Origin of the sequence: Helicobacter mesocricetorum, from assembly GCF_900198605.1 — a bacterium.
Classification (GTDB): domain Bacteria; phylum Campylobacterota; class Campylobacteria; order Campylobacterales; family Helicobacteraceae; genus Helicobacter_D; species Helicobacter_D mesocricetorum.
Genome location: NZ_FZPJ01000019.1, coordinates 14,653 through 35,775 on the forward strand (window position 1 = coordinate 14,653; position 21,123 = coordinate 35,775).

Sequence of the window (21,123 nt, forward strand, 5' to 3'; positions counted from 1 at the left end):
TTATACAGCCTCTGGTGGGGGCTTATGTAAGAGATTAAATGTTTTGGGCTGCAATAAGTTCTAGTGGGTCAATATGCTTATCTTTAAGGGTTACTTCAAATTTCAAAGCATTTTCTACTCGTCCTATGGTGTATCCTTTTTTGACCGTGCTTCCGGGCTTGATAGTAGGGGCTATTTTATCAAGTTGCGCATAAATGGTGTGCATATTATTTTTATGTTCAATAATTACAACGCGTTTTAAAATCGGTGTATCTTTGGCAAAGACGACTTTGCCATCTAGCACACTTTTGACTTTATCATCCCCTTTTGGCATAAGGGTTATGGATTCATTAAAAACTTTCATTTTATAGACAGGATCATAATAAGGACCAAAACGTTTTTCTATTGTGAAGTTATCAAGGGGGGGTATTGTTTTGTCCCCTTTGTATTTCGTGGTGCTAATATTATGATAAGAGCTTGCCACTTGACGAACATCAAAGTCATTGGTGGCTACTTTTTGGGAGTTTTGTTTAGCGGGTGCAGGATTTTCAGGTTGTAGCTTTTCGCTTTTGGCTAACTCTTCAAGTTTTTTTCGCTTTTCTTCTTCTTGGCTTTTTAGAATATTAAGCTTAACAAGTATATCTTGGAGGCTATCTCTTTCTTGGACGATTTTCTTTAATTCTTTATTATATTTTTCAATCTCTTCTTGGTAATTTGCTAGTAGTTTTTGTTGTTTTTTCTGGAGATTTTTTAAAGTTTCTCTTTTTTTGTTTTCGGATTGGAGGAATGTTTTAAGTATTTTAATTTCTTCTTGTAAGTTTTGGAGGTTAGCAACAATTTTGTTTTGTTCTTCGCTTAAATCTATAATGTGTTGTTTAGTGTTTTGGTTTAACACTTTAAAGCTTTCTTCTGTTAGTAAATCTTGAATAGATTCTGGTTGGTAGTTATTGAGTAAAATGGAGAATGAAACTTCTTTAGTCATTAAATCAATGATTTCTAACTCTATATCTTTACGCTTCTGGAAAAGATCTTTTTGCGTTTGGGAGAGAGTATTGATAGATTCTTGTTTTTGGAGGTATTCTTGTTGGTTTTTGGCAATATTGGCTTCACTCTCTTCTATAACCTTTTGCAAGGCTTTTGCTTCTTCCTTTTGTCTATTGGCTTCATTACCTAATTCTTGAAGTTTTTGATTAATTTGTGCTTCTTTTTTCTTTTTGCTTTCAAGTGCATTTTTATTTTGGGTAATTTTTTGACTGATGTCTTTTTCATTGGCGTTTAGAAGAATCATACAAAAAAGAATAAGGGATATTCTACGCAACATTTTAATCCTTTGCTTGTAAGCTAACAATCCAAACAGAAACTAAGGAGATAGCTAAACCTACAAATAAGAGAATAATACAATCTGTAATGGGTGAGAATATCTTTGGGTTAAGATTTAATTCTTGCATAAAGATTAAAAAGGTTGGATTTTGGGTAACATACCATAACCCAGCTCCTACGATAATCACTGCCATAAGGGTATCTAAACAAGCAAGGCGAAATAATATTTGAGAGCGCATCCAAAGGGGTGCGCCAAGTAAAGTCATAATCTCCATTCTTTCTAAATGTTGGAATTTCCAAATTTCTATTTGTTTAAACATTAAGAGAATACTAATAAGTGCGATAAGGCTTGAGAAAATAAGAATACTCCCATTGATAATCAAAAGTAATTGGTAAATTTGGCTATGGCTTTTTGTGAAAGTTTCTATGCGCAGAATATTATCAAGAGATTGTAAGGTTTCATTGATTGCCTCTAAACGCGAAGAACTTGGATAGGAATTAAGATTTAAGGAATAGAAAAATGGGAGAGAATTTTTTAATAATGCTAGATTTGCTGGGCTGATGTTTTTTTCTAAATTGTCTAAAATAATTTTTGAATCTATGGTGTTAAGTGATTTAGATTCTGGAATTTTATTTTTAATTTCTTCTAAGGTTAATTCTTTAGAAGCTGCAAGGATAATGGCATAATTATTGCCTAATTTGCTCTCATAATCATTGAGTGTGCGGTGCATAAGCAAAATACTCTCTAGGGCAAAAAGTAGCGCAACAAGGGGGATAATAAGTGCTAAATGATTTTTAAGAGAGTTCATAAATCACTCCTTCTTCAATATGTAAATGTCGATAATGGAGGTTAAGAGCTTCTGGGATTCTATGTGTTACAACCAATATTGTAATGCCTAATTGCTCATTAACGCCTTTTAAGAGACTCCATATTACTTCACTAGAATAATCATCAAGATTCCCTGTGGGTTCATCGGCTAAAATAATTAGAGGGTTATGGGAGAGCGCTCTAGCCATTGCCACCCTTTGTTGTTCCCCCCCGCTTAATTCTAAGGGATATTTATTGCCTTTATGCGAAAGTTTAATGTGGGCTAGGAGTCTGTCTGTTTGGGATTGGCAAGATTCTTTGGTGAAGCCCCCGATAATCATAGGTAGCATTACATTTTTTTCGACATTGAAATCTTTAATGAGTTTATAATCTTGAAAGATAATCCCCAAATGGCGACGAAGTGTTTCTATGTTTTTTTTACTCGCTTTAAACATCTCTACCCCACAAACCTCTAAAGAGCCACTTTTTAAAGTTAAATCTCCATAAATAGAACGCATTAAAGTGCTTTTGCCACTCCCGCTAGGACCGCTAATAAAAACGAATTCTTGAGGGAATATACTAAAAGTTGCGTTTTTAATAATCATTTCATTGTTATATCCTAAGTGCATATTCTCTGCTTTAATAATCGCATCCATTGTTTTTATCCTTTGAATAATAAAGTGCAAAGCAATCTATGGGATTGATAGTTTGCCCCTGTTGGCAGTGGCTCTTCCTTGAAATATTGGATTTTATCGCCAATAATTATATACCTGTTTTGTGGAGAATGGAATTCCCCAAAAGAAATTTTTAGGATTTTTTGAGGCTTTTGTGTAGAATTTGATTCTATAAGTAAATCTTCAAGGCTTAAAAAATAATCTTTTTTGAGAATTTTATAAGGAGTAAATTCTTTAAAGATTGGTTGCTTTATCGTATCTGTGGGTGGAAAGGTGAAGTCATAAGTTTTTCTTGTGTTTTTTTGAGTATTTTTAGCAGTTAATACCAAATCATAAATATCTTTTTGTTGTTTTCTCCAACGCGCTTCATATTTGCTTGTTATTTCGTTTTGTTTATTAATCATCACTTCAGAGGTAAAAAATGGAGATTCTTTTGTTAGAGTTTGGACATATTCAAAATATTCTTTGCTATCAGTCCGTAATTCTAAAGTTCCTTGTTCTTTTAAAACCTTATGAGCTTGTGCTAAGAAAGATTGGCTAAAAACTCTACGATGAGGCTTTTTATCCCAAGGCACTGGAAAATGGACAAATATTCTCTCTAAAGTATGGGTTGGTAATAATTCTAAGAAGATTTTTGCATCATAATTGATAATAAGGATATTTGTGAGTTTGCAAAGACCAATTTGCCTAGCGACTTGCTCTAAGGAGGGGTGATGAATCTCTAAGCCTATATGCAAAATATCAGGATTGTTTTTTGCATTATGGAGTAAATGCCTACCACTCCCAAAGCCGATTTCTAGCCATAGGGTTTGAAAGATGGAGGAATCTAACAATTCTTTAATATCTGCAATCTCTTTAATAAAAGGAAGTTTAAAACTTGGTGTAATGTTTTTTGGTGTTAGATTGTGGTTTATAAGGGAGTTTTGTTGATTGGCTAGAAACAAAAGCGCAGTTTTTGCAATCTCTATGGGAACTATTTTAGAAGATTTATCGCATTTTATCAGATATTGATTTTGCTTAGGAGAGTTTTTAATCGCAAGGAAGAAGTCTTTAGGGGGGAGATTGTATGGAGTATATCTTGTGTGGAGTAAGGAGTGGTTTTTAAAATAAGCCGAAACATAATGTTGTAAAAAATAAAAACTTCCTTCTTTGGTGGTAGTTTCAAAGGGGAGTGTGGGAAGTGTAAAAGTGTGAGATTTGAAATGTGGCATAGGGTTAATTAGATAACAAAAGTGTTATTTCTTGGGTTTGTTTGGATTCTAAGCCATTGCTATCAATAGCACTAACGCTATAATGATATTTTTGTCCGGGTGCTATCTCTCTATCTATGAATTCTGGAGTTAAGACTTTGTTGTAACGCAAAATTTCGCTAAAGAAGCTTGATTTTTTATAAACAATGTATTCAGTAGCTCTATCATCTTGAGGATTCCAACGCAAGACAACTGCATTATTTTCAATTTGTGCATAAGTTACAAGAGGCGTTGCTGGAACTTGTAGTGTGCTACCTGTTACAGGGGAGCTTTCAATGCTTGGGATTCCATCTTTATCTGTGGCAATAATCTTATATTGATAGCTTTGTCCATCTTTATCTATAATATCTGTGTAGTTGGTTATAGAAGAATCTAAAGTCTGTAATTTGGAAAAGTTTAATAGGGAAGAGCGAAAGAGAGTGTAATGGGTGATTTCTGGATTTGGGTGTTTATCCCATTGTAGTGAAATTTTTTTTGGAAGATTATTAGTAGCTTGTAGATTTGTAACGGGGATTGGTTTTGGTTTAGTGGTAGCCGTTGCAACTTCGGAGGGTTCTGATAGAGATTGATTAACATTATAAGCATAGATTCTATACTCATTTGTTGCATTATCCTCTAAATTTCTATCAAGATATTCTACTAAAAAACGATTAGGGACTTTTGTAAGCTCTTTCCAATCACCATTTTTATTTTTCTTTTCTATAAGATAACCCGTTACTCGAGGGTCTGGATGGGGATTCCAAAGTATTTTAATAATGCGCGGATAATTGCTAATGGCTTTTATATAACTTACGGGTGCTAAAATTTGGGTCTTTGCTTCAATTGTTGGTGAATAAGATGAGACATTTTTGTTGGCATCAAAGGAGGCGAATTGGTAGAGATAATCAGTATTTGGTGCTAACTTAGTATCTGCATAATGTGTTACAAACCTTGAATCTAAAGTGGCTACTTTTTGGAAGTTTTGTTCATTGGGCTTTTTGCGATAGACTTGATAGCCTACTATATTAGAATCAGGCACAATCTGCCATTCAAAAGCAATGGTATTAATATCTGTTAGGATTCTAATATCATCAGGGGGTGTGAGGTTAATGTTAAGGGTTTGGGAAGTGTTTAGGTTAAAGTTTGATAAAGGATTATTCAATAAAGGATTATTTAGTGTGTTGCTACAACCATAGGATATGAGAAATAAAAAAGCATAACAAAATAACCTTGAAATATGAGTATTAGGTTGTTTCATAGAGATTCCTTAAGGTTTTATGATTATATGGCAATTTCATTATCGTTTGACAAATCTTGTTTTGTTGAACCCCGAATAATAGCATAGAATTTCTAAAAATGTTATTTACCAAAAAAATGGCAATACATCTCATCAAGGGGTATATAAAAATCCTTATTCAAGGGTTGTTGGTAATAGGATTTTTCTAAATATTCTTTCATATCTTCATAAAGTGGGGCATAGATTTTTATCAATTTTTGTGTTTTTGGGTGAATAAAATAAAGAAGGTGAGAATGCAGAAGAATCCTTTTTTGGTAATGGTCTTTATAGCCATAAAAGTTATCCCCTAAAATATGCCGATTAATTGCTGCTAAATGCGCCCTTATTTGATGGGTTCTTCCGCTAAAGAGTTTTGCGCCTATGAGTTCTGTTTTTGGGTTGGCGATGATTTTAAAAAAAGCACTCTTGGCACTTTTAGCTAAAGGATTATCTGAAGTTGTAGTAATCTGCTTTAATCGGTTTTTTGGGCTTCGTATGAGAGGAAGTTCTATAATTTTATGTTCTTTGAGGGGTTTATCAATCACACAAAGATAATATCTCCCCATTGTTTTGGATTGAATTTGGAGGCTTAAGTTTTCGTGTGCTGTATTATTTTTAGCAATTATCATAGCACCACTTGTGCCTTTATCTAACCTGTGAATAATTCCTAAGCGGTGGGAATCTCCAAGATTTGATAATGAAAAATTTTTTTCTATTAGGTAATCAACTAGTGTTGGCTCTTTGTCTAAATCATTAACTCTGTGTGTTAAAAGATTGATAGGCTTGTTGATAACTAATACCTCTTCATCTTCATACAAAATAGGAATACAAAAGTCTATTTCCAAGGTTTTTTGTGGGGATATTTGTTCTTTAATATCAAGAATATCTCCATTTTTTATAAGGATTCCTTTCTTGTCTAATACTTCGTTATTAAGCAGGATTTGTTGGTTTTTAATAAGTTTTTCTACTTGATTGCGCGAGAGGTTAAGTCTAAAAGATAGAAATTTATCTAGTCGCATTCCAATTTCATTATCAAAAGCTTTTAAAGTGATAGAGGGTTTTTTCATAAGTTTTTATTCTTTATTCTAAAAAGTTGTGTTAAAATCCTAGCCTTTTAATCAACATAAAATAAGGCATTGATTTTGTTTGGGTTTAATAAAAAGATTCTAGCATATTTTGATTTTGCACTGCTTTTGCTAACAATCCCCATTATTTTATTGTCTTGGCATCTTATCAACGAAAACAATAGCTTTTTGGGCGATAAGGTGTTGGTTTATATGTTTATTGGTTTTTTGGTATTTGTTGTGGTATTTCTTATCCCTATACAGCAAATGCCGTGGCTAATCATTTCTTTTTATTGGTTAAATATCCTTTTATTGGTAGCTGTGGAGTTTTTTGGAAGCACCAGACTTGGAGCTAAAAGGTGGCTTGAAATCCCTTTTGTGTATTTTACCTTCCAACCCTCTGAAACAATAAAAATAGCCCTTATATTGATGTTGGCTTATCTCATTAGCAAAAATCCCCCTAAGAAAAATGGTTATGGTGTTTTGCAATTTTTGAAATTTTCTTTTTTTATTTTATTGCCTTTTATTTTAGTTTTAAAGCAGCCGGATTTGGGGACATCTTTGGTGTTATTATTAATGAGTTATGGAGTGTTATTCCTTATAGGGGTTAATTATAAGATTTGGTTGATTCTTTTAGTAGCTATTGGCTTTTTATCACCGATTTTATATACAAATCTACACGATTATCAAAAAAAACGCATTGTAGATTTTATCTCTAAAGAGCCTGATTATCAAGTTCAACAATCCATTATTGCTATAGGTTCTGGAGGAATTTCAGGTAAAGATAAGCAAGAAGCGACACAGGCTATGTATCAGTTTTTGCCTATTGCAACAAGTGATTTTATTTTTCCTTATTTTGCAGAGAGATTCGGGTTTATTGGAGTTGTTGGACTTTTTATTCTTTATGGAATGCTTATTTTTCATATTTTTAGCCTTAGTAGAGAAGACGAAAAGGATGATTTTTTAAAAGTAGTTTCTTATTGTGTAGGATTATTGATTTTTATTTATTCGGGTGTTAATATCGCAATGACTATTGGATTAGCTCCTGTGGTTGGGATACCTTTACCATTTTTTAGCTATGGAGGTACTAGCTTTATTACCTTTATGATTTTGTTTGCCATTTTAGAGAACATTCTTGCTTTTAAGTATAAATTTGTGTATAATCACAGCTCTTTTTCAAATCAGGGTCCTTAGCTCAGCTGGTTAGAGCACTCGGCTCATAACCGATTGGTCATAGGTTCAAGTCCTATAGGACCCACCACTTTGTTTCTTTTAGGAATATTTTATGAAAATCCAATGTATAAATATTAAATGTCAAGGTTGTGTTAATAAAATCAAAGAATCTTTAGGGCAGAAATACCCAGACTTAGCAGTAGATATTTCTCAACAAGTTGTGGAAGTTAATGCCAATGAAGAGCAATTAAAAGAAATTAAAGATGAACTCCAAGTATTAGGTTTTTTACCCTCTGAAGGCGTTATGGGAAAAATAAAGAATTTTTTTACGAATTAACTATATTTAAGGAATCATTAATATGGAAATTCTTTTACTTATTACCATAGTTATTATTGCTCTTGCAATTATGAATTTTAAAGATTATCTCTCTAATCCTCATAAGCGTCCAAAAATACAATATCCAGAAGGTGAAGTTGAAGATTTTAAAAATTATCAAGATATTTATACTACACCTAGTAAAGAAGATAAAATTAGAAATAGCGCATATGGTTTAATGATAGGGCTTATGTCAAAGCTTGCAAAAAGTGATGGCAAAGTGTGTGAGCTAGAAGAAGAAATGATTGCTAATACTTTAGAAGATATTGCTGAACAGATTGTTTTGCAAAGTGCTATGAATCAAAAAGAGGAAATCCTGCAAATCCTCCAAACAATTTTTGCCAATACCCAAGAAGAAGTTGAAGAATTAACGCAAAAATATGCAACACTCACTAAAGGGCAATATAAAGCGCGTCTTAAAATGGTTGAGTATTTATTAGCTCTTGCTTATGCTGATGGCATTTTAGGTGAAAAAGAGCGAGAAATTGTCTTGGATGTTGCCGCTTATTTAGAGATTGAAAATGCAGATTTTAACACTTTATATGAGGCATTTGCTACTTTTTATGCAGAGAATAAGAATTCCTCTAATATCGAAGAATCTTGTAGGATTTTAGGGGTTAATAAAGAAGATAGCTTAGAAGAGATTAAAAAGGCTTATAAAAAACTAGTAAGAGAATATCATCCTGATATTTTGCACCATAAAGGACTCGATAAATCCATTATTGAAACATCTACGGCAAAGATTCAAGAAATTAATGCCGCCTATGAAAGCATTAAAGCTTTTAAGAAAGAACAAAATGGAAGATAAGATATTTTCTGATATTGTTAGGATTTATCGATTCTTAGAAGATGAGAATAAAGCAATCAATGCTTTATATGAGAATCTTAGCATTCAAAATGTTCCTAGCTTTTTAGAAGAAATCTTTGCTTCTTTGCCACAGAATGAAGAAATACTTTTGGCGCTTTTAGATAGAGTATTAAGCCTAAAAGAGGCTTCTTTAGAAAATATTTTAAAAAAATTTGATTATTCTGAAGAAAAAATACTAGAAATAAAAGATTTAATGCTTTTATTGACTGAAAAGTTTTATACACAAAAGCATCAAAACCTCCTTAATTTTATCCAATCTAATCAAATTCTAACCCCATTTTTAAGAGAGCTTATAGGGGTTGTTCATAAGATTGGTTTGTGTTTCAATAAATTTTTTAGGAATTGGCAAAAAGCATTAATTTTAGGCATTAATAGGGAATTAAAAGAGAAATACCATAATGATTTGTCTGCCATTTTGGGAGCTTTACAAACGAGTTTAGAGGTTACTAGAGATGGAGAAGTGAGTGATAGGAGTTATTCTATCCCTGTTTTGCGAGACACTTATCAAGCAGTGGCTTATGTAGATTTTTTTCAAGAAGAGTTTTTAACTTTTAAAAAGATTTTTGAAGAGTCTTTGCCAATCTTAGAATCTATCCAAGAAATTTGTCCAAAATTAGAACAAAAAGAAGCCTATTTGAAATATCTTAAAGCCTTGCAACAGGCTTTATTGCAAAATGATACAAGAGAACTCTTAGAATCTTGGCGTGAAGTGGATAGGTGCTGGATGCAAATTACTTCACCTTTGCAAATTGGGCATCCTTTGGAGTATTATGAAGATCATTTTAGGAGAGCTGTTGCTCCAGAGTGGGATTTAAGAATTGCTAGAATCTATGAGGGAAGAGATTTATCCACAAATGCTTCTAGTTTTAGTATTAATAAAGAATCTTTTTTAGGATTCTATCAAGAATTAACTTTAGGAATGCCAGATACTCCTTTTAAGCCTGAAGTAGATAAATGTGTAGAAGAATCTTTAAAGAAAGTTCAAAGCTATGGTGGAATGCCTTTGTTGTTCTATGGAGCAGAGTTAAATGGGCTTTTTAGTGCGCAAGTTGTGCCTAATGATGAAAGTGTGAGTGCAAAATATGGTAAGAAGATTTTTTATTTTCCTGATAGAGTAAGGGAGTTATCTTGTGCAAAACCTTTTATGCTTCTAAGTTCTAAAACTTTTTCGCAAGATTTTTTAGATTTTAATCGGGAATTATTGTATTTTAGAAAAGAAGATTGGTATAAAGTTTATGAAATTTCTACTATTGGACACGAGTTTGGACATATTTTATGGGTAAGCTTTGATAGTGAATTGCAAATGAACAAGAGTGGAGAATTTAAAAATATTGAAGAATTTAAAGCAACAATGGGTGGTTTAGCTTATTATTTTTTAAAAGGGGATCTAACCTTATTAAAAGAGCTAGTTTTTAATACTATTGCCCGTGCAGTGTCTTTGATTGCTTGGCAAAGAGAAAATGAAGTCTTACCTTATTATTGTGAGGGGCTTATTCATTTGGATGTTTTATTTAGTAGTCAAATCCTATCTTATCGTGGAGATTTTGAAAATATTGCTTTGAGTATTGATTATGGAAAGGTAAAGGCTCTTAGGGATTTGTATTTAGAAACTTATAAACAATTAATTATTATCTATTTAGAAAAAATGGACGCTAAGGAGTTTTTAATGCGATATATGAAAAAAGATAAAAAAGGTGTTTTCAAACCCATAAAAACAGAAGTTTTGGCATTTGTTGAAGATTATTATAAGATGTACCAAGAAATAGGGCAGAGGGTAGATTCAATAACCCCGCAAATATGGACAAGAAATTACATAAGGAAGCACAATGAGCGTAGTTGTTAGTGATACAGAAATTAATAGAGCTAAAGAGATGATTTATGAATTAGCTGGGATATATTTATCTAATGATAAAGATTTGGCAATTAAGAATCGTCTTAATAGGCTAATTAAAAGCTGTAATATTCAAAATTTTGATATTTTCTTTTCACAATTAAAAAATGGGAAATTTAAGCAAGAATTTATTAATACCTTTACCAATAATAAAACCGATTTTTTTCGGGAAGATTTTCATTTTGTGGATATGTTAGATAGAATATTACCCCATCGTTTAAAAAAGACAGAGCCTTTAAAAGTATGGTGTTCCGCAGCTTCTATGGGAGAAGAGCCTTATTCCATAGCAGCAACTTTGTCTTATGCCAAAGATATTTATGGCTCTAATACTCCCTGTAGCATTCTAGCTACAGATATTGATACCTCTGTTTTAGAGACTGCTAAAACAGGTGAATATGTCGTAGATACTTGTATTACCCCATTGCCTGAATGGTTGGATTTGGAGAATTCTTTTGAGATTATTCCTAAGAGCGAAAGAGATGTATCTATCAAGATAAAATCTACTTTGAAGAATCTTATTACCTTTAAGCAACTTAACTTGCAATTATCTACTTATCCTTTTGGTTATAATGAATTTGATATCATTTTTTGCCGTAATCAAATTATTTATTTTAAAATAGAAGATCAAGAAAAAGTATTAAAGAAAATCTTTTCTTACTTGAAGGTCGGTGGAACACTATATTTAGGACATTCAGAAAGCCCTTTGGGAATACAGAATAAAGTTGAAAAACTTGGACAAAATATTTTTATAAAAGTGATGGACTAGGTTTTGGAAAATTATGAAAAACATCATCCAGATTTGCTGTTGAAATCCTCTCCATATAAGGGAGAAAGTAAAAAAGTTATAGGCATTGGTGCAAGCACAGGTGGAATTGATGCGATTGTGAAAATTTTGCAAAATTTACCTGCAAATCTCCCGCCCATTGTTATTACACAGCATATACCTGCTGGGTTTTCTGCTTCTTTTGCGGAGCGATTAAATGAGGTATCTACCATTGAGGTTTATGAGGTAAATAAAAAAATGATTCTTAAATCTTCTTGTGCTTATCTCGCAGCAGGTGGCACACATTTGTTATTAAAACGTAGCGGTAGTGAGTATAGTGCTGAACCATTGGAGGGTGAAAGAATTAGCCGACATAAACCAAGTGTTGATATTATGTTTCGCGGTTTGAATAATATTGCTGGTAGAAATGCCTTAGCAATTATTTTAACAGGAATGGGGGATGATGGAAGTATTGGCATAAAAGAACTTCATAAAAATGGAGCTTATACTATCGCACAAGATGAAGCGAGTTGTGTAGTCTTTGGTATGCCAAAACAGGCTATTAGCAGGGGTGCAGTTACAGAAGTGGTGAGTTTAGATAATATTCCTTCAAAGATTGTTAAATTTTCTGAGGGAGGATTAGTTAAGTCTGTGCGGGGGGGGGGGATAAATGTGTTACCCTTTACAAGTTGTTGAAGCATTCTATGAGATAAAAGGTTCTCAATTTTTTGCCTTTTTAGTGCCTAAAGAGAGCTTTATTGGGTTTATTGCTAAAATGCGCATAGAGCATCCTAAGGCTGTTCATTTTGTCAATGCAAGTAGATGGTTTAATACGCAAGGACAAATTGTAGAATCCTTTAGTGATGACGGAGAACCAAAGGGGACTTCGGGAATGCCTACTTTAAAGGTTTTAAGAGGCTATGAGCTTATTGAATGTGGGTTAGTGATTGTTCGTTATTTTGGTGGTGTATTGCTTGGGAGTGGCGGCTTAGTGAGAGCTTATACACAAAGTGCAAAAGAAGCGATTTTAAAAGCACAAAATCTTAATACTCTAATCCCTTATATACCAAAAACTAAGCAAGAAGTCTTTATTTCTTTTAGCTACTTATCACAAGCAGAGTATCTAATGAAAAAAATGGAAATTGAAGTTATAAAAAGAAGCTTTCAATCAGAGGGCGTTTTGCTTGAAATTACAGCTCCTTTGGGAAGTATGCAGTCTTTTTTAGAAGCTTTGGGGCATTAAAAAAAGTTTATACGCTTGGAATAGCAATAAAACACCAAAGACTAAAAAAAGGATTCCACAAATTTTATCAATTTTATCAAAGAAAGCATTGTTAATAAAGTTTCTACTAAAAGCACTTAAAAAGATAATAAATAAAAAGGCTAAAGATAATCCACAAAGTAAAATTATTAAACTAATTTCAAGGTTATTGTTTATAAAGGGTGAGATTATAATAGTAAAAAATAAAATTGCCTTAGGGTTGGAGAGGTTAATAAATAAGCCTTTAAAATAAATAAAGAAGTTTTTTTCGATTTTTTGGTGGAGATTAATATGGTTTTTGGATTTTTTAAAAAGCATATAGGCGATATAAAAGAGATAGATTCCTCCTATAAGATTGAGGGAGGCTTGTAGCAAGATATTATCAAAAAAATGTGAAAGTCCAAAATAAATAAGGCTTAGAAAAATAATCCAACCACTAAAAATTCCCAAAAATGCCAAGAATCCTTGTTTGCTACCAAAGCTAAGAGTGTTTCTAAGGACAAATAAAATATCTGGTCCCGGAGTTAATGCTGCAACAAAGCCTAATAAGAAGAGTCCTAAAAGTTCCATAGGTCAAAAATAAGGGAAATTTTTAGGGGATTTAGGAGGCTTTCTGGCAATAAGGGTCTCTAAAACAGCCATTCTAATAGCAACTCCATTGGTAACTTGCTCTAGCACTTTGCAACGTTCATCTTCAAGCATTTCATCACTAATATCAATATTGCGAATAACGGGTCCTGGGTGGAGTAAAATAATATCTCTCTCCCCAAAAAGCTCTTTGGTTATGCAGTAATCACTCGCATAATCTTGGAGGCTAGAATAAATAGGAGAATTATGTCTTTCTGTTTGTGTTCTTAAACTCATTACTGCATCAACTTCATTGATAATGTTTTTTAAAAAAACACTATGCCTTAGTGAAGTCTCTGGTATGAAATGTGGCGGTCCTACTAAAATAATTTCCATTCCAAAACGACTTAAGAGTTCAATATTGCTATTAGCTACACGAGAATTTCTTATGTCTCCTACAATGGCTATTTTTTTGCCTTCTAAATGCCCTAAATATTTTTTGAGTGTGAGTAAGTCTAAAAGTGCTTGTGTAGGGTGTGCGTGAGCACCATCTCCACCATTTATGATAGAGCATGAGACATATTTGGAGAGGATATTTGGCACTCCAGCGTTTTTATGCCGCACGATAATGGCACTAGGATTCATTGCATTAAGATTAGCGGCTGTATCAAAGAGTGTTTCGCCTTTGTTGGTGGAGCTTCTTGAAACTTCTAATCGGACAACTTTACCTCCAAGCTTCTTAGTAGCAAATTCGAAACTAGAGAGTGTGCGTGTAGAGTTTTCAAAAAAAATCGTAACAATGATATGTCCTTTTAAGCTATTGCTTGGCTTTCCATCTAAAAATTGCTCTGCTAGTTCTAAAATATTTTGTATTTCTTGTTTGTTGAAATCTCTTGTATCCAATAAATGATTTGGCATTAATTCACCTTCTATAATCTCAAACCTTGGAATTATAATCTTTCATCAATAAAATAATAATAAAGTTGTATAATGATAGCTTAAAAATATCTTTAAAGGGAAATCATTGAAAAAACCTCAATTATCTTTTTCTTTATTGCATAAAATCTTTGTCGCAGCAAGTATTCGTAGATGGAATGATCAGGCTACGCCTGTGGAGTTTTTAGAGCTTGATAAACAAGCACATAAATTTGTTATTGCTTACTTTTTGGCGCATTTTGAAGAAATAAAAAATAAGCAAAAGATTGATTGGGAACTTTTGATTTTGCAATTTTGTTATGAGTTTTTTGAGCGGATTATCCTTACTGATATTAAGCCTCCAGTCTTTCATAAGCTTGTTAAAAATCATAATAAAGAGCTTGTAGATTTTGTATGTTTAGAGTTGCAAGAGGATTTAAAGAATTTTCCCTTTTTTGAAAATATGCGGAGTTATCTCTATGGAGAAGTTAATAATATAGAAAAACAGATTTTAAAAGCTTCTCATTATTATGCTTCTAAATGGGAGTTTGATATTATTTATCATTTTAATCCCAATATGTTTGATGTCCAAAATATCAAAAATATCATTGATAAGCAAGTTGAAGAGCATTACCATTTAGCAGGAATCGTTGAAATTGTGCTTTATCAAGAAATACGGGAGATTATTGGTATGTTTGGACAGCTTAGATTCCAAAAGCGTTGGAGTCAAACACCTAGAGTTCCAGCTACTTCTGTTTTAGGGCATACTTTGGTTGTGGCACTTTGCGCCTTATTGTTGGGTTATGATTTAAAATGTTGCAAACAAATGCAAATTAATCATTTTTTGTGTGGATTATTTCACGATTTGCCCGAGATTTTAACAAGAGATATTATCTCTCCTATCAAACGAAGTGTAAAAGGATTAGATAGTTTTATTAAGCAGATTGAAGAAGAGGAGGTTAAAGAAAAAATCCTTACAAAAGTCCCAAAGCCTATTCAAGAGGACATTGTTTATTTTACAAAAGAAGAATTTAGTAATCGCTATAAAAAAGATGGAAAAATAATGATTCTACCTAAAGGTGAGGAGATTTTAAGGGATTTTAATGAAGATTCTTATTCCCCTGTTTTTGGAGAGTTTTTAAAATATTGCGATCATTTGAGTGCTTTTTTGGAAGCAAAAATCTCAATAGGACACGGAATTTCTAGTAAAGACTTACAAGAGGGTGCAAAAAATTTAGAATACCAATACAATGATAAAGCAATTAATGGGATAGATTTGGGTTATTTATTTAGAGAGTTTAAGAGTTAATATGCTTTTAACAAGTTTATATATTATTGGAATTACTGCAGAGGGAATGACAGGCGCATTAGCCGCTGGAAAGCATAATATGGATTGGTTTGGAGTGATATTTATAGCTTGTGTAACCGCTATTGGTGGTGGCTCTATTCGTGATGTTTTATTTGGGCATTATCCACTCACTTGGGTAGCTCATCCTGAATATCTTATAATTATTTGCTTTGCGGCATTAATTACTACAAAAATTCCTTATTTTGTGGAACGATTTGAAAAAGCTTTTTTAGTGCTTGATGCTTTGGGCTTAGTTGTATTTAGCGTTATTGGAGCAAGGGTTGGTATGGATTTGCATTCTAGTGGTGCTATGGCGGTAGCTGGTGCAGTAATTACAGGGGTTTTTGGAGGTATTTTGCGTGATATTTTTTGCGCAAGGATTCCGCTTGTATTCCAAAAAGAGCTTTATGCTAGTATTGCTTTATTGACGGGTAGTTTATATGTGATGTTAAATTTTATCAATACTTATTACTTTGATTTAAGTGAGAATTTTATCGTCATTTTTTCTTTATTGGTTGGCTTTGTTGCTCGGTTACTTGCTGTCCGCTACCATTTGGGGTTACCAATTTTTCGGTATAAGCCTAAAAACTAAAAAAGATATTGATAGACAAAGGTTTAAACTAAGAGCCTTTATAGATAAGGCTAGATTATAGCCTTTTGTGGTATTTGTATAATATCACTTTCAAGCATTTGGGGAGAATTCTTGCCCTATTTATAAATATTAATACTTTCTTAAATATTTCAAGGTAAAATTCCATTATTATCAATCAATCAAAGTAGTAAAGGTAAGGAAATGAAAAGAGTTGTTTTAAGCTCATTGACTGCATTGGCATTGTTGCAAGGAGTAAGTCTTGCAAAAACTTTTGCAAAAGTAAATGGGGAAGAGGTTACAGATAAAGATATTGCGCTTGTAATGCGTGCAATGCCGGGAGTATCTTTTGAGCAATTACCCCAAGAAGCAAAAGAACAAGTTGTTAATCAAGCTGTTGAAAGAAAGCTTTTAATTGAGCAGAGCAAAAGAGATAAGATACAAAATACTAAGGAATATAAAGAAGCCATAGCGAATGTGCAAGATGATTTAATGCTTGAAGTTTGGATGCGTCAAAAGATAGATACAATTAAAGTTTCTAGTGCTGAAATTAAAAATTTCTATGACCAAAATAAAGAAGGATTTATTCAACCAGATCTTGTGAAAGCAAGACATATTCTAGTAAGCTCTGAAGAAGATGCTAAGGGAATCATTGCAGATTTAAAAAAATCAGGAGCTAATGTTTTAAGTAAATTTGAAGAATTGGCTAAAATTAAATCAAAAGATGGTTCTGCACAAAATGGTGGGGATTTAGGTTGGTTTGATAAAGGACAGGTTGTTCCAGAGTTTTCAGAAGCAGCTTTTAAGCTTAAAAAAGGAGATTACACTAAAACTCCTGTAAAAAGTCAATTTGGTTATCATATAATTTATGTAGATGATAAAAAACCATCGGCTACATTAGCCTTAAAAGATGTAGAAACACAAATTGAGCAGAATCTTAAAATCAAAAAATTTCAAGAGAATATCAAAAAAGAAGGTGAGGAATTGCGCCAAAAAGCAAAAATTGAAATTTCTAAATAAGGATTTTTATGCTAGTTAGTGGGAATATTATCTTAGATAAAGCAAACAAGGAAAACTATGGCGTAGGGGCATTTAATTTTGTAAATTATGAAATGCTAAGTGCGATTTTTGAAGCGGCAAATCTTAAAAATTCTCCTATTATTGTCCAAGCAAGTGAGGGTGCTATTAAATATATGGGTATTGATATGGCAGTAGGAATGGTAAAAATACTCTCCCAAAGTTATCCTCATATTCCTGTTGCTCTGCATTTAGACCACGGAACAAGTTTTGAATCGTGTGTAAAAGCAATACGAGCTGGTTTTACCTCTGTAATGATTGATGCTAGTCATCACGCTTTTGAAGAAAACCTAAAAGAAACTAAAAGGGTGGTTGAAGTTGCGCATCCTGCTGGGGTTAGTGTTGAAGCGGAGCTTGGTCGATTAATGGGGATTGAAGATAATATTTCTGTTGATGAAAAAGAAGCGTGTTTAGTTAATCCTCAAGAAGCAGAAGAATTTGTTAAAGAAAGTAAGGTGGATTTTTTAGCACCCGCCATTGGAACAAGTCACGGTGCGTTTAAGTTTAAAGGAGAGCCTATTCTTGACTTTGAACGTCTTATAGAAGTTAAAAGGCGAACAAAGATACCTTTGGTGTTACACGGAGCAAGTGCAATTCCACAAAATGTGCGAGACGCATTTTTGCAAAATGGTGGTGATTTAAAGGGTAGCAAAGGTGTTCCTTTTGAATTTTTAAAAGAGGCTATTAGGGGTGGAATTAACAAAATTAATACTGATACAGACTTACGAATAGCCTATATATCCGAAGTTCGTAGAGTAGCTAATGAAGATAAAACGCAGTTTGATTTGCGGAAGTTTTTTGCTCCTGCAAAGGAGTTTATGGTAAAGGTAATTAGCGAAAGAATGGATATTTTAGGAAGTTCTAACAAAATCTAAAAAAAGGGAAAATAATGGCATATTCAATGGGAGATTTAAAAAAGGGTTTAAAAATTGAACTAGAAGGTATCCCTTATAGAATCGTAGAATATCAACATGTAAAACCCGGAAAAGGAGCGGCATTTGTCCGCGTGAAGATGAAATCCTTTTTAGATGGCAGGGTGTTAGAGAAAACTTTTCACGCAGGGGATAAATGCGAAGAGCCTAATTTACAAGAACGTTCTATGCAGTTTTTATACCACGATGGGGATGCTTTTCAGTTTATGGATAATGAGACTTATGAACAAATTGGCTTAAATGAAGCGCAAGTTGGAGATAGTGCAAAATGGATTGTTGATGGAATGAGTATTAGTATTTTATTCCATAATGGTAAAGCCATTACTGTAAGTGTCCCACAAAGTGTAGAATTGAAAGTAGCCGAAACTCCCCCTAATTTTAAAGGAGATACCACAAGTGCAGGTAAGAAACCAGCTACATTAGAAACCGGTGCAGTTGTGCAAGTGCCTTACCATATTTTAGAAGGCGATATTATCCGCATTAATACAGAAAGTGGTGAATATTTAGATAAGGTAAAATAGGGAATAAAATGGCAGTAAGAGTTTTAATTCCATTAGCAGATGGATTTGAAGAGTTAGAAGCAATTTCTATTATTGATGTTTTAAGAAGAGTTGGTTGCGAGGTTATTCTTGCTAGTTTGAAGGCATCTTTAGAGGTATGTTCGCAAGGAAAAGTTAAGATTATAGCCGATAAAAGTATTTTTGAGATACAAGCAGATTTTTTAGATGCTGTGGTTTTTCCCGGAGGTTGGGAAGGTATGCAGAATCTAGCAAATTCAGAATCTTTAAAACATATTTTACAGATTCTCCATAGTAAAGATAAGGTCATTGCTGCTATTTGTGCTGCACCTTTAGCCTTATTTAAAATGGGAATTTTAGAAAATAAGCGATTTACTTGCTATCCCGGTATTGAAGAAATGATTACCAATAATCATTACCAAACTACATCTAATGTTGTGGAAGATGGAAATATTATCACTTCAAGAGGTCCTGCTACGGCTTTAGAGTTCGCTTTTGCATTGGCAGAAAAGTTAGTAGGATTAGAAAAAACACAAGAGATAAAAAAAGGAATGTTGGCTCTTTGAAGATTTTAACCTTTTGTTTTGGAGCTAGTATTTTGTTAGCCGGTTGTTTAATGGGGTATAGGGATTTGGTTTATAATCCTCAAGCAATTTCTAAAGAAGCAATGATTAAACAAGCGGCAGAACAAGCTGTCGAATATGTGTTTGATCCTAAAAAACTAGAGGAAGATATTAAAAATATTCCCATTAACTTCAAAAAAGCCCTCACGCAGCTTACGCAACAAGTCTCAAAAAAATGGGGGAAGGATAATACGCCAACTGCTTCTCAAGATGTTTATGTAAAATATACAGATTCTTATCTCTCACGTGCAGAGGTGGATTTCTCAAAAGGTGTAATATCTGTTTCGACTATGGATACAAAAAACCCTAAAGAAGCTTTAAAGAAAGCTATTGTAACGACTTTATTGACACCAGAAGATCCCCAAGAAGTTGATTTGTATTCTGATAAGGATATTGAATATAAAGGAAAGCCCTATTTAGCAAATCTAGTAAAAGATAATGAGGGAATTGTTGTTCTTTATCCTTGGAGAGCTAATCGTTATGCTAAATATTTGGTAGAAAATAAATTGCAAACAAAAGATATTGTAGAAGATGGCACGACAAAAAAGATGCATTATGTCCAGTTTGATATGGTAGGGGATAGAGAGATTCAAAGTGAGCATAAATATGGGGAATATGTGGCACTTTATTCTAAAGAATACAAACTTGAGCAAGCTTTAATCTTTGCTATTATTAAAACAGAGAGTAGTTTTAATCCTTATGCGGTTAGTCGCATACCCGCTTATGGATTAATGCAAGTTGTTCCCGGAAGTGCAGGGAGAGATGTTTATAAGAGCTTAAACAATAGAGATGGCATTCCAACAAAAGAAATGCTTTTTACCCCAAAAATCAATATTCAATATGGTTCGGCTTATTTAAATATTCTCTTTACGCGTTATTTAAAGGGAATTAAAAATTCTCTTTCACAAGAATATGCTGTTATTGCTGCTTATAATACAGGTAGTGGTAATGTTTTATCGGTTTTTCATAGCGATAGGACAAAAGCCGTAGAGGTTATTAATAGAATGACTTCTGCAGAGGTTTATAGAAAACTTAGGACATCTTTAAAATATGAGGAAGCAAGAAATTATCTTTTAAAGGTTACAACTGCTAAAAAAGAGTTTCAAAGTGCATCTGGTAATACGGCATCTTTAGAGAATATAGCTAGTTTGCAATAATGGAAATTTTTGAATTAATACAAGCACCTAAAGTATGTAGCTATTTACTTGATCGTGAAGCAACTTTTCGTTATTTTTATATCCAAGAATGCACCGCTAGTTTTTATCATAAATTATTAGATAGAGGCTGGAGAAGATTTGGGAATTATTTTTTTGTTCCTATCTGCAAAGAATGTAATGCTTGCATTACTATTCGTCAAGATTGTGAATCTTTTGTATTTTCTAAATCCCAAAAAAGAACTTTAAAGAACCCCTTAACACTCAAAATCTCTCGCCCACAAGTAACGCAAACTCATCTAAATCTTTATGATAAATACCATAAAAGAATGCAAGACAAAAAAGGCTGGGAATACCAAAATATTACCTTAGAAGCTTATTATGAGACTTTCGTGCAAGGTTGTCAGAGCTTTGGCTATGAATTTGACTATTATTATGAGGGGCAATTAGTAGGTGTTGCCTTAGTGGATATTTTGCCTACTAGCATTTCTGCAGTCTATTGTTATTATGACCATAATTTCGAGAAATTCTCTATTGGAACTTATTCTATTCTTAAGCAAATTAAAATTGCAAAAGAGTATAATATTAAGTATCTATATCCGGGTTATTGGATAAAAAATCACCATTCTATGGGATACAAAGAGAGATTCAAGCCTTTTGAAATTTTAAGCAATCGTCCTCATTTGAATGAAGAAACTATTTGGATAAAGGAATAGAT

23 protein-coding genes and 1 tRNA gene are annotated in these 21,123 nt (G+C 33.0%); 16 read left to right on the top strand and 8 right to left on the bottom strand.

Annotation, left to right across the window (positions count from 1 at the left end; all coding sequences use genetic code 11):
- Nucleotides 1-34: 34 nt before the first annotated feature.
- From C6H18_RS05400 to C6H18_RS05425, 6 genes are all read right to left on the bottom strand, one after another.
- The gene (locus C6H18_RS05400) at nt 35-1,300 is read right to left on the bottom strand and encodes a murein hydrolase activator EnvC family protein (protein ID WP_233704074.1); all 1,266 of its coding nucleotides are present in this window, start codon (nt 1,298-1,300) and stop codon (nt 35-37) included.
- A 1-nt stretch (nt 1,301) separates the two neighbouring features.
- Complete coding sequence (locus C6H18_RS05405; protein WP_104722091.1) at nt 1,302-2,108, bottom strand: FtsX-like permease family protein; 807 nt, start codon at nt 2,106-2,108, stop codon at nt 1,302-1,304.
- Nucleotides 2,095-2,763: a cell division ATP-binding protein FtsE gene (locus tag C6H18_RS05410; protein WP_104722092.1), complete on the bottom strand. Its 669-nt coding sequence runs from the start codon at nt 2,761-2,763 to the stop codon at nt 2,095-2,097. The genes C6H18_RS05405 and C6H18_RS05410 overlap by 14 nt, the downstream gene beginning before the upstream one ends.
- Nucleotides 2,764-2,768: 5 nt before the next feature.
- Nucleotides 2,769-3,992, bottom strand: coding sequence for a tRNA (guanosine(46)-N7)-methyltransferase TrmB (gene trmB / locus C6H18_RS05415; RefSeq protein ID WP_104722093.1), 1,224 nt, complete (start codon nt 3,990-3,992; stop codon nt 2,769-2,771).
- 4 nt (nt 3,993-3,996) lie between these two features.
- On the bottom strand, nt 3,997-5,268 hold the full coding sequence (locus C6H18_RS05420; protein WP_104722094.1) for a fibronectin type III domain-containing protein: 1,272 nt from the start codon (nt 5,266-5,268) through the stop codon (nt 3,997-3,999).
- A 101-nt stretch (nt 5,269-5,369) separates the two neighbouring features.
- Nucleotides 5,370-6,353: an RluA family pseudouridine synthase gene (locus tag C6H18_RS05425; protein ID WP_233704075.1), complete on the bottom strand. Its 984-nt coding sequence runs from the start codon at nt 6,351-6,353 to the stop codon at nt 5,370-5,372.
- 75 nt (nt 6,354-6,428) lie between these two features.
- Here C6H18_RS05425 and C6H18_RS05430 point away from each other — a divergent pair, with 75 nt between their 5' ends.
- From C6H18_RS05430 to C6H18_RS05465, 8 genes are all read left to right on the top strand, one after another.
- Entirely contained in the window at nt 6,429-7,544 is a 1,116-nt protein-coding gene (locus tag C6H18_RS05430; protein WP_104722095.1) for an FtsW/RodA/SpoVE family cell cycle protein, read from the top strand.
- Nucleotides 7,535-7,611 (top strand) — tRNA-Ile (locus C6H18_RS05435). Before C6H18_RS05430 ends, C6H18_RS05435 begins: the two co-directional genes overlap by 10 nt.
- A gap of 24 nt (nt 7,612-7,635) precedes the next feature.
- Nucleotides 7,636-7,860 carry a hypothetical protein gene (locus C6H18_RS05440; RefSeq protein WP_104722096.1) on the top strand — a complete coding sequence of 75 codons (225 nt, stop codon included), beginning with the start codon at nt 7,636-7,638 and terminating at the stop codon, nt 7,858-7,860.
- A gap of 22 nt (nt 7,861-7,882) precedes the next feature.
- On the top strand, nt 7,883-8,707 hold the full coding sequence (locus tag C6H18_RS05445; protein ID WP_104722097.1) for a TerB family tellurite resistance protein: 825 nt from the start codon (nt 7,883-7,885) through the stop codon (nt 8,705-8,707).
- Nucleotides 8,697-10,610 carry an invasion protein CiaB gene (gene ciaB / locus C6H18_RS05450; protein ID WP_104722098.1) on the top strand — a complete coding sequence of 638 codons (1,914 nt, stop codon included), beginning with the start codon at nt 8,697-8,699 and terminating at the stop codon, nt 10,608-10,610. Before C6H18_RS05445 ends, ciaB begins: the two co-directional genes overlap by 11 nt.
- Nucleotides 10,594-11,424 carry a CheR family methyltransferase gene (locus C6H18_RS05455; RefSeq protein ID WP_104722099.1) on the top strand — a complete coding sequence of 277 codons (831 nt, stop codon included), beginning with the start codon at nt 10,594-10,596 and terminating at the stop codon, nt 11,422-11,424. Before ciaB ends, C6H18_RS05455 begins: the two co-directional genes overlap by 17 nt.
- Before the next feature lie 3 nt (nt 11,425-11,427).
- Nucleotides 11,428-12,117, top strand: coding sequence for a CheB methylesterase domain-containing protein (locus C6H18_RS05460; RefSeq protein ID WP_104722100.1), 690 nt, complete (start codon nt 11,428-11,430; stop codon nt 12,115-12,117).
- Entirely contained in the window at nt 12,092-12,664 is a 573-nt protein-coding gene (locus C6H18_RS05465; RefSeq protein ID WP_104722101.1) for a YigZ family protein, read from the top strand. Before C6H18_RS05460 ends, C6H18_RS05465 begins: the two co-directional genes overlap by 26 nt.
- On the opposite strand, the gene C6H18_RS05470 is transcribed toward C6H18_RS05465, so the two are convergent.
- The gene (locus tag C6H18_RS05470) at nt 12,644-13,252 is read right to left on the bottom strand and encodes a LysE family translocator (RefSeq protein ID WP_104722102.1); all 609 of its coding nucleotides are present in this window, start codon (nt 13,250-13,252) and stop codon (nt 12,644-12,646) included. The two genes, C6H18_RS05465 and C6H18_RS05470, sit on opposite strands and share 21 nt — an antisense overlap.
- Before the next feature lie 3 nt (nt 13,253-13,255).
- A complete protein-coding gene (locus C6H18_RS05475) occupies nt 13,256-14,167 on the bottom strand; it encodes an aspartate carbamoyltransferase catalytic subunit (RefSeq protein ID WP_104722103.1) in 912 nt (303 codons plus the stop codon).
- Between the two features lie 88 nt (nt 14,168-14,255).
- Between C6H18_RS05475 and C6H18_RS05480 the strand changes: the two genes are divergently transcribed.
- From C6H18_RS05480 to C6H18_RS05515, 8 genes are all read left to right on the top strand, one after another.
- Entirely contained in the window at nt 14,256-15,473 is a 1,218-nt protein-coding gene (locus C6H18_RS05480; RefSeq protein ID WP_233704077.1) for an HD domain-containing protein, read from the top strand.
- Nucleotide 15,474: 1 nt separating this feature from the next.
- Nucleotides 15,475-16,104 (top strand): trimeric intracellular cation channel family protein, encoded by a 630-nt coding sequence (locus tag C6H18_RS05485; protein ID WP_104722105.1) that lies wholly within the window; start codon nt 15,475-15,477, stop codon nt 16,102-16,104.
- 201 nt (nt 16,105-16,305) lie between these two features.
- Entirely contained in the window at nt 16,306-17,121 is an 816-nt protein-coding gene (locus tag C6H18_RS05490) for a peptidylprolyl isomerase (protein WP_104722106.1), read from the top strand.
- An 8-nt stretch (nt 17,122-17,129) separates the two neighbouring features.
- Nucleotides 17,130-18,053, top strand: a complete 924-nt coding sequence (locus C6H18_RS05495; RefSeq protein WP_104722107.1) for a class II fructose-bisphosphate aldolase — start codon at nt 17,130-17,132, stop codon at nt 18,051-18,053.
- 14 nt (nt 18,054-18,067) lie between these two features.
- Nucleotides 18,068-18,631 (top strand): elongation factor P, encoded by a 564-nt coding sequence (gene efp, locus C6H18_RS05500; protein WP_104722108.1) that lies wholly within the window; start codon nt 18,068-18,070, stop codon nt 18,629-18,631.
- Between the two features lie 8 nt (nt 18,632-18,639).
- Nucleotides 18,640-19,194 carry a DJ-1 family glyoxalase III gene (locus tag C6H18_RS05505; RefSeq protein ID WP_104722109.1) on the top strand — a complete coding sequence of 185 codons (555 nt, stop codon included), beginning with the start codon at nt 18,640-18,642 and terminating at the stop codon, nt 19,192-19,194.
- Entirely contained in the window at nt 19,191-20,408 is a 1,218-nt protein-coding gene (locus C6H18_RS05510) for a murein transglycosylase domain-containing protein (protein WP_233704076.1), read from the top strand. The genes C6H18_RS05505 and C6H18_RS05510 overlap by 4 nt, the downstream gene beginning before the upstream one ends.
- The gene (locus tag C6H18_RS05515; RefSeq protein WP_104722110.1) at nt 20,408-21,121 is read left to right on the top strand and encodes an arginyltransferase; all 714 of its coding nucleotides are present in this window, start codon (nt 20,408-20,410) and stop codon (nt 21,119-21,121) included. The genes C6H18_RS05510 and C6H18_RS05515 overlap by 1 nt, the downstream gene beginning before the upstream one ends.
- The last annotated feature ends 2 nt before the right edge of the window (nt 21,122-21,123 follow it).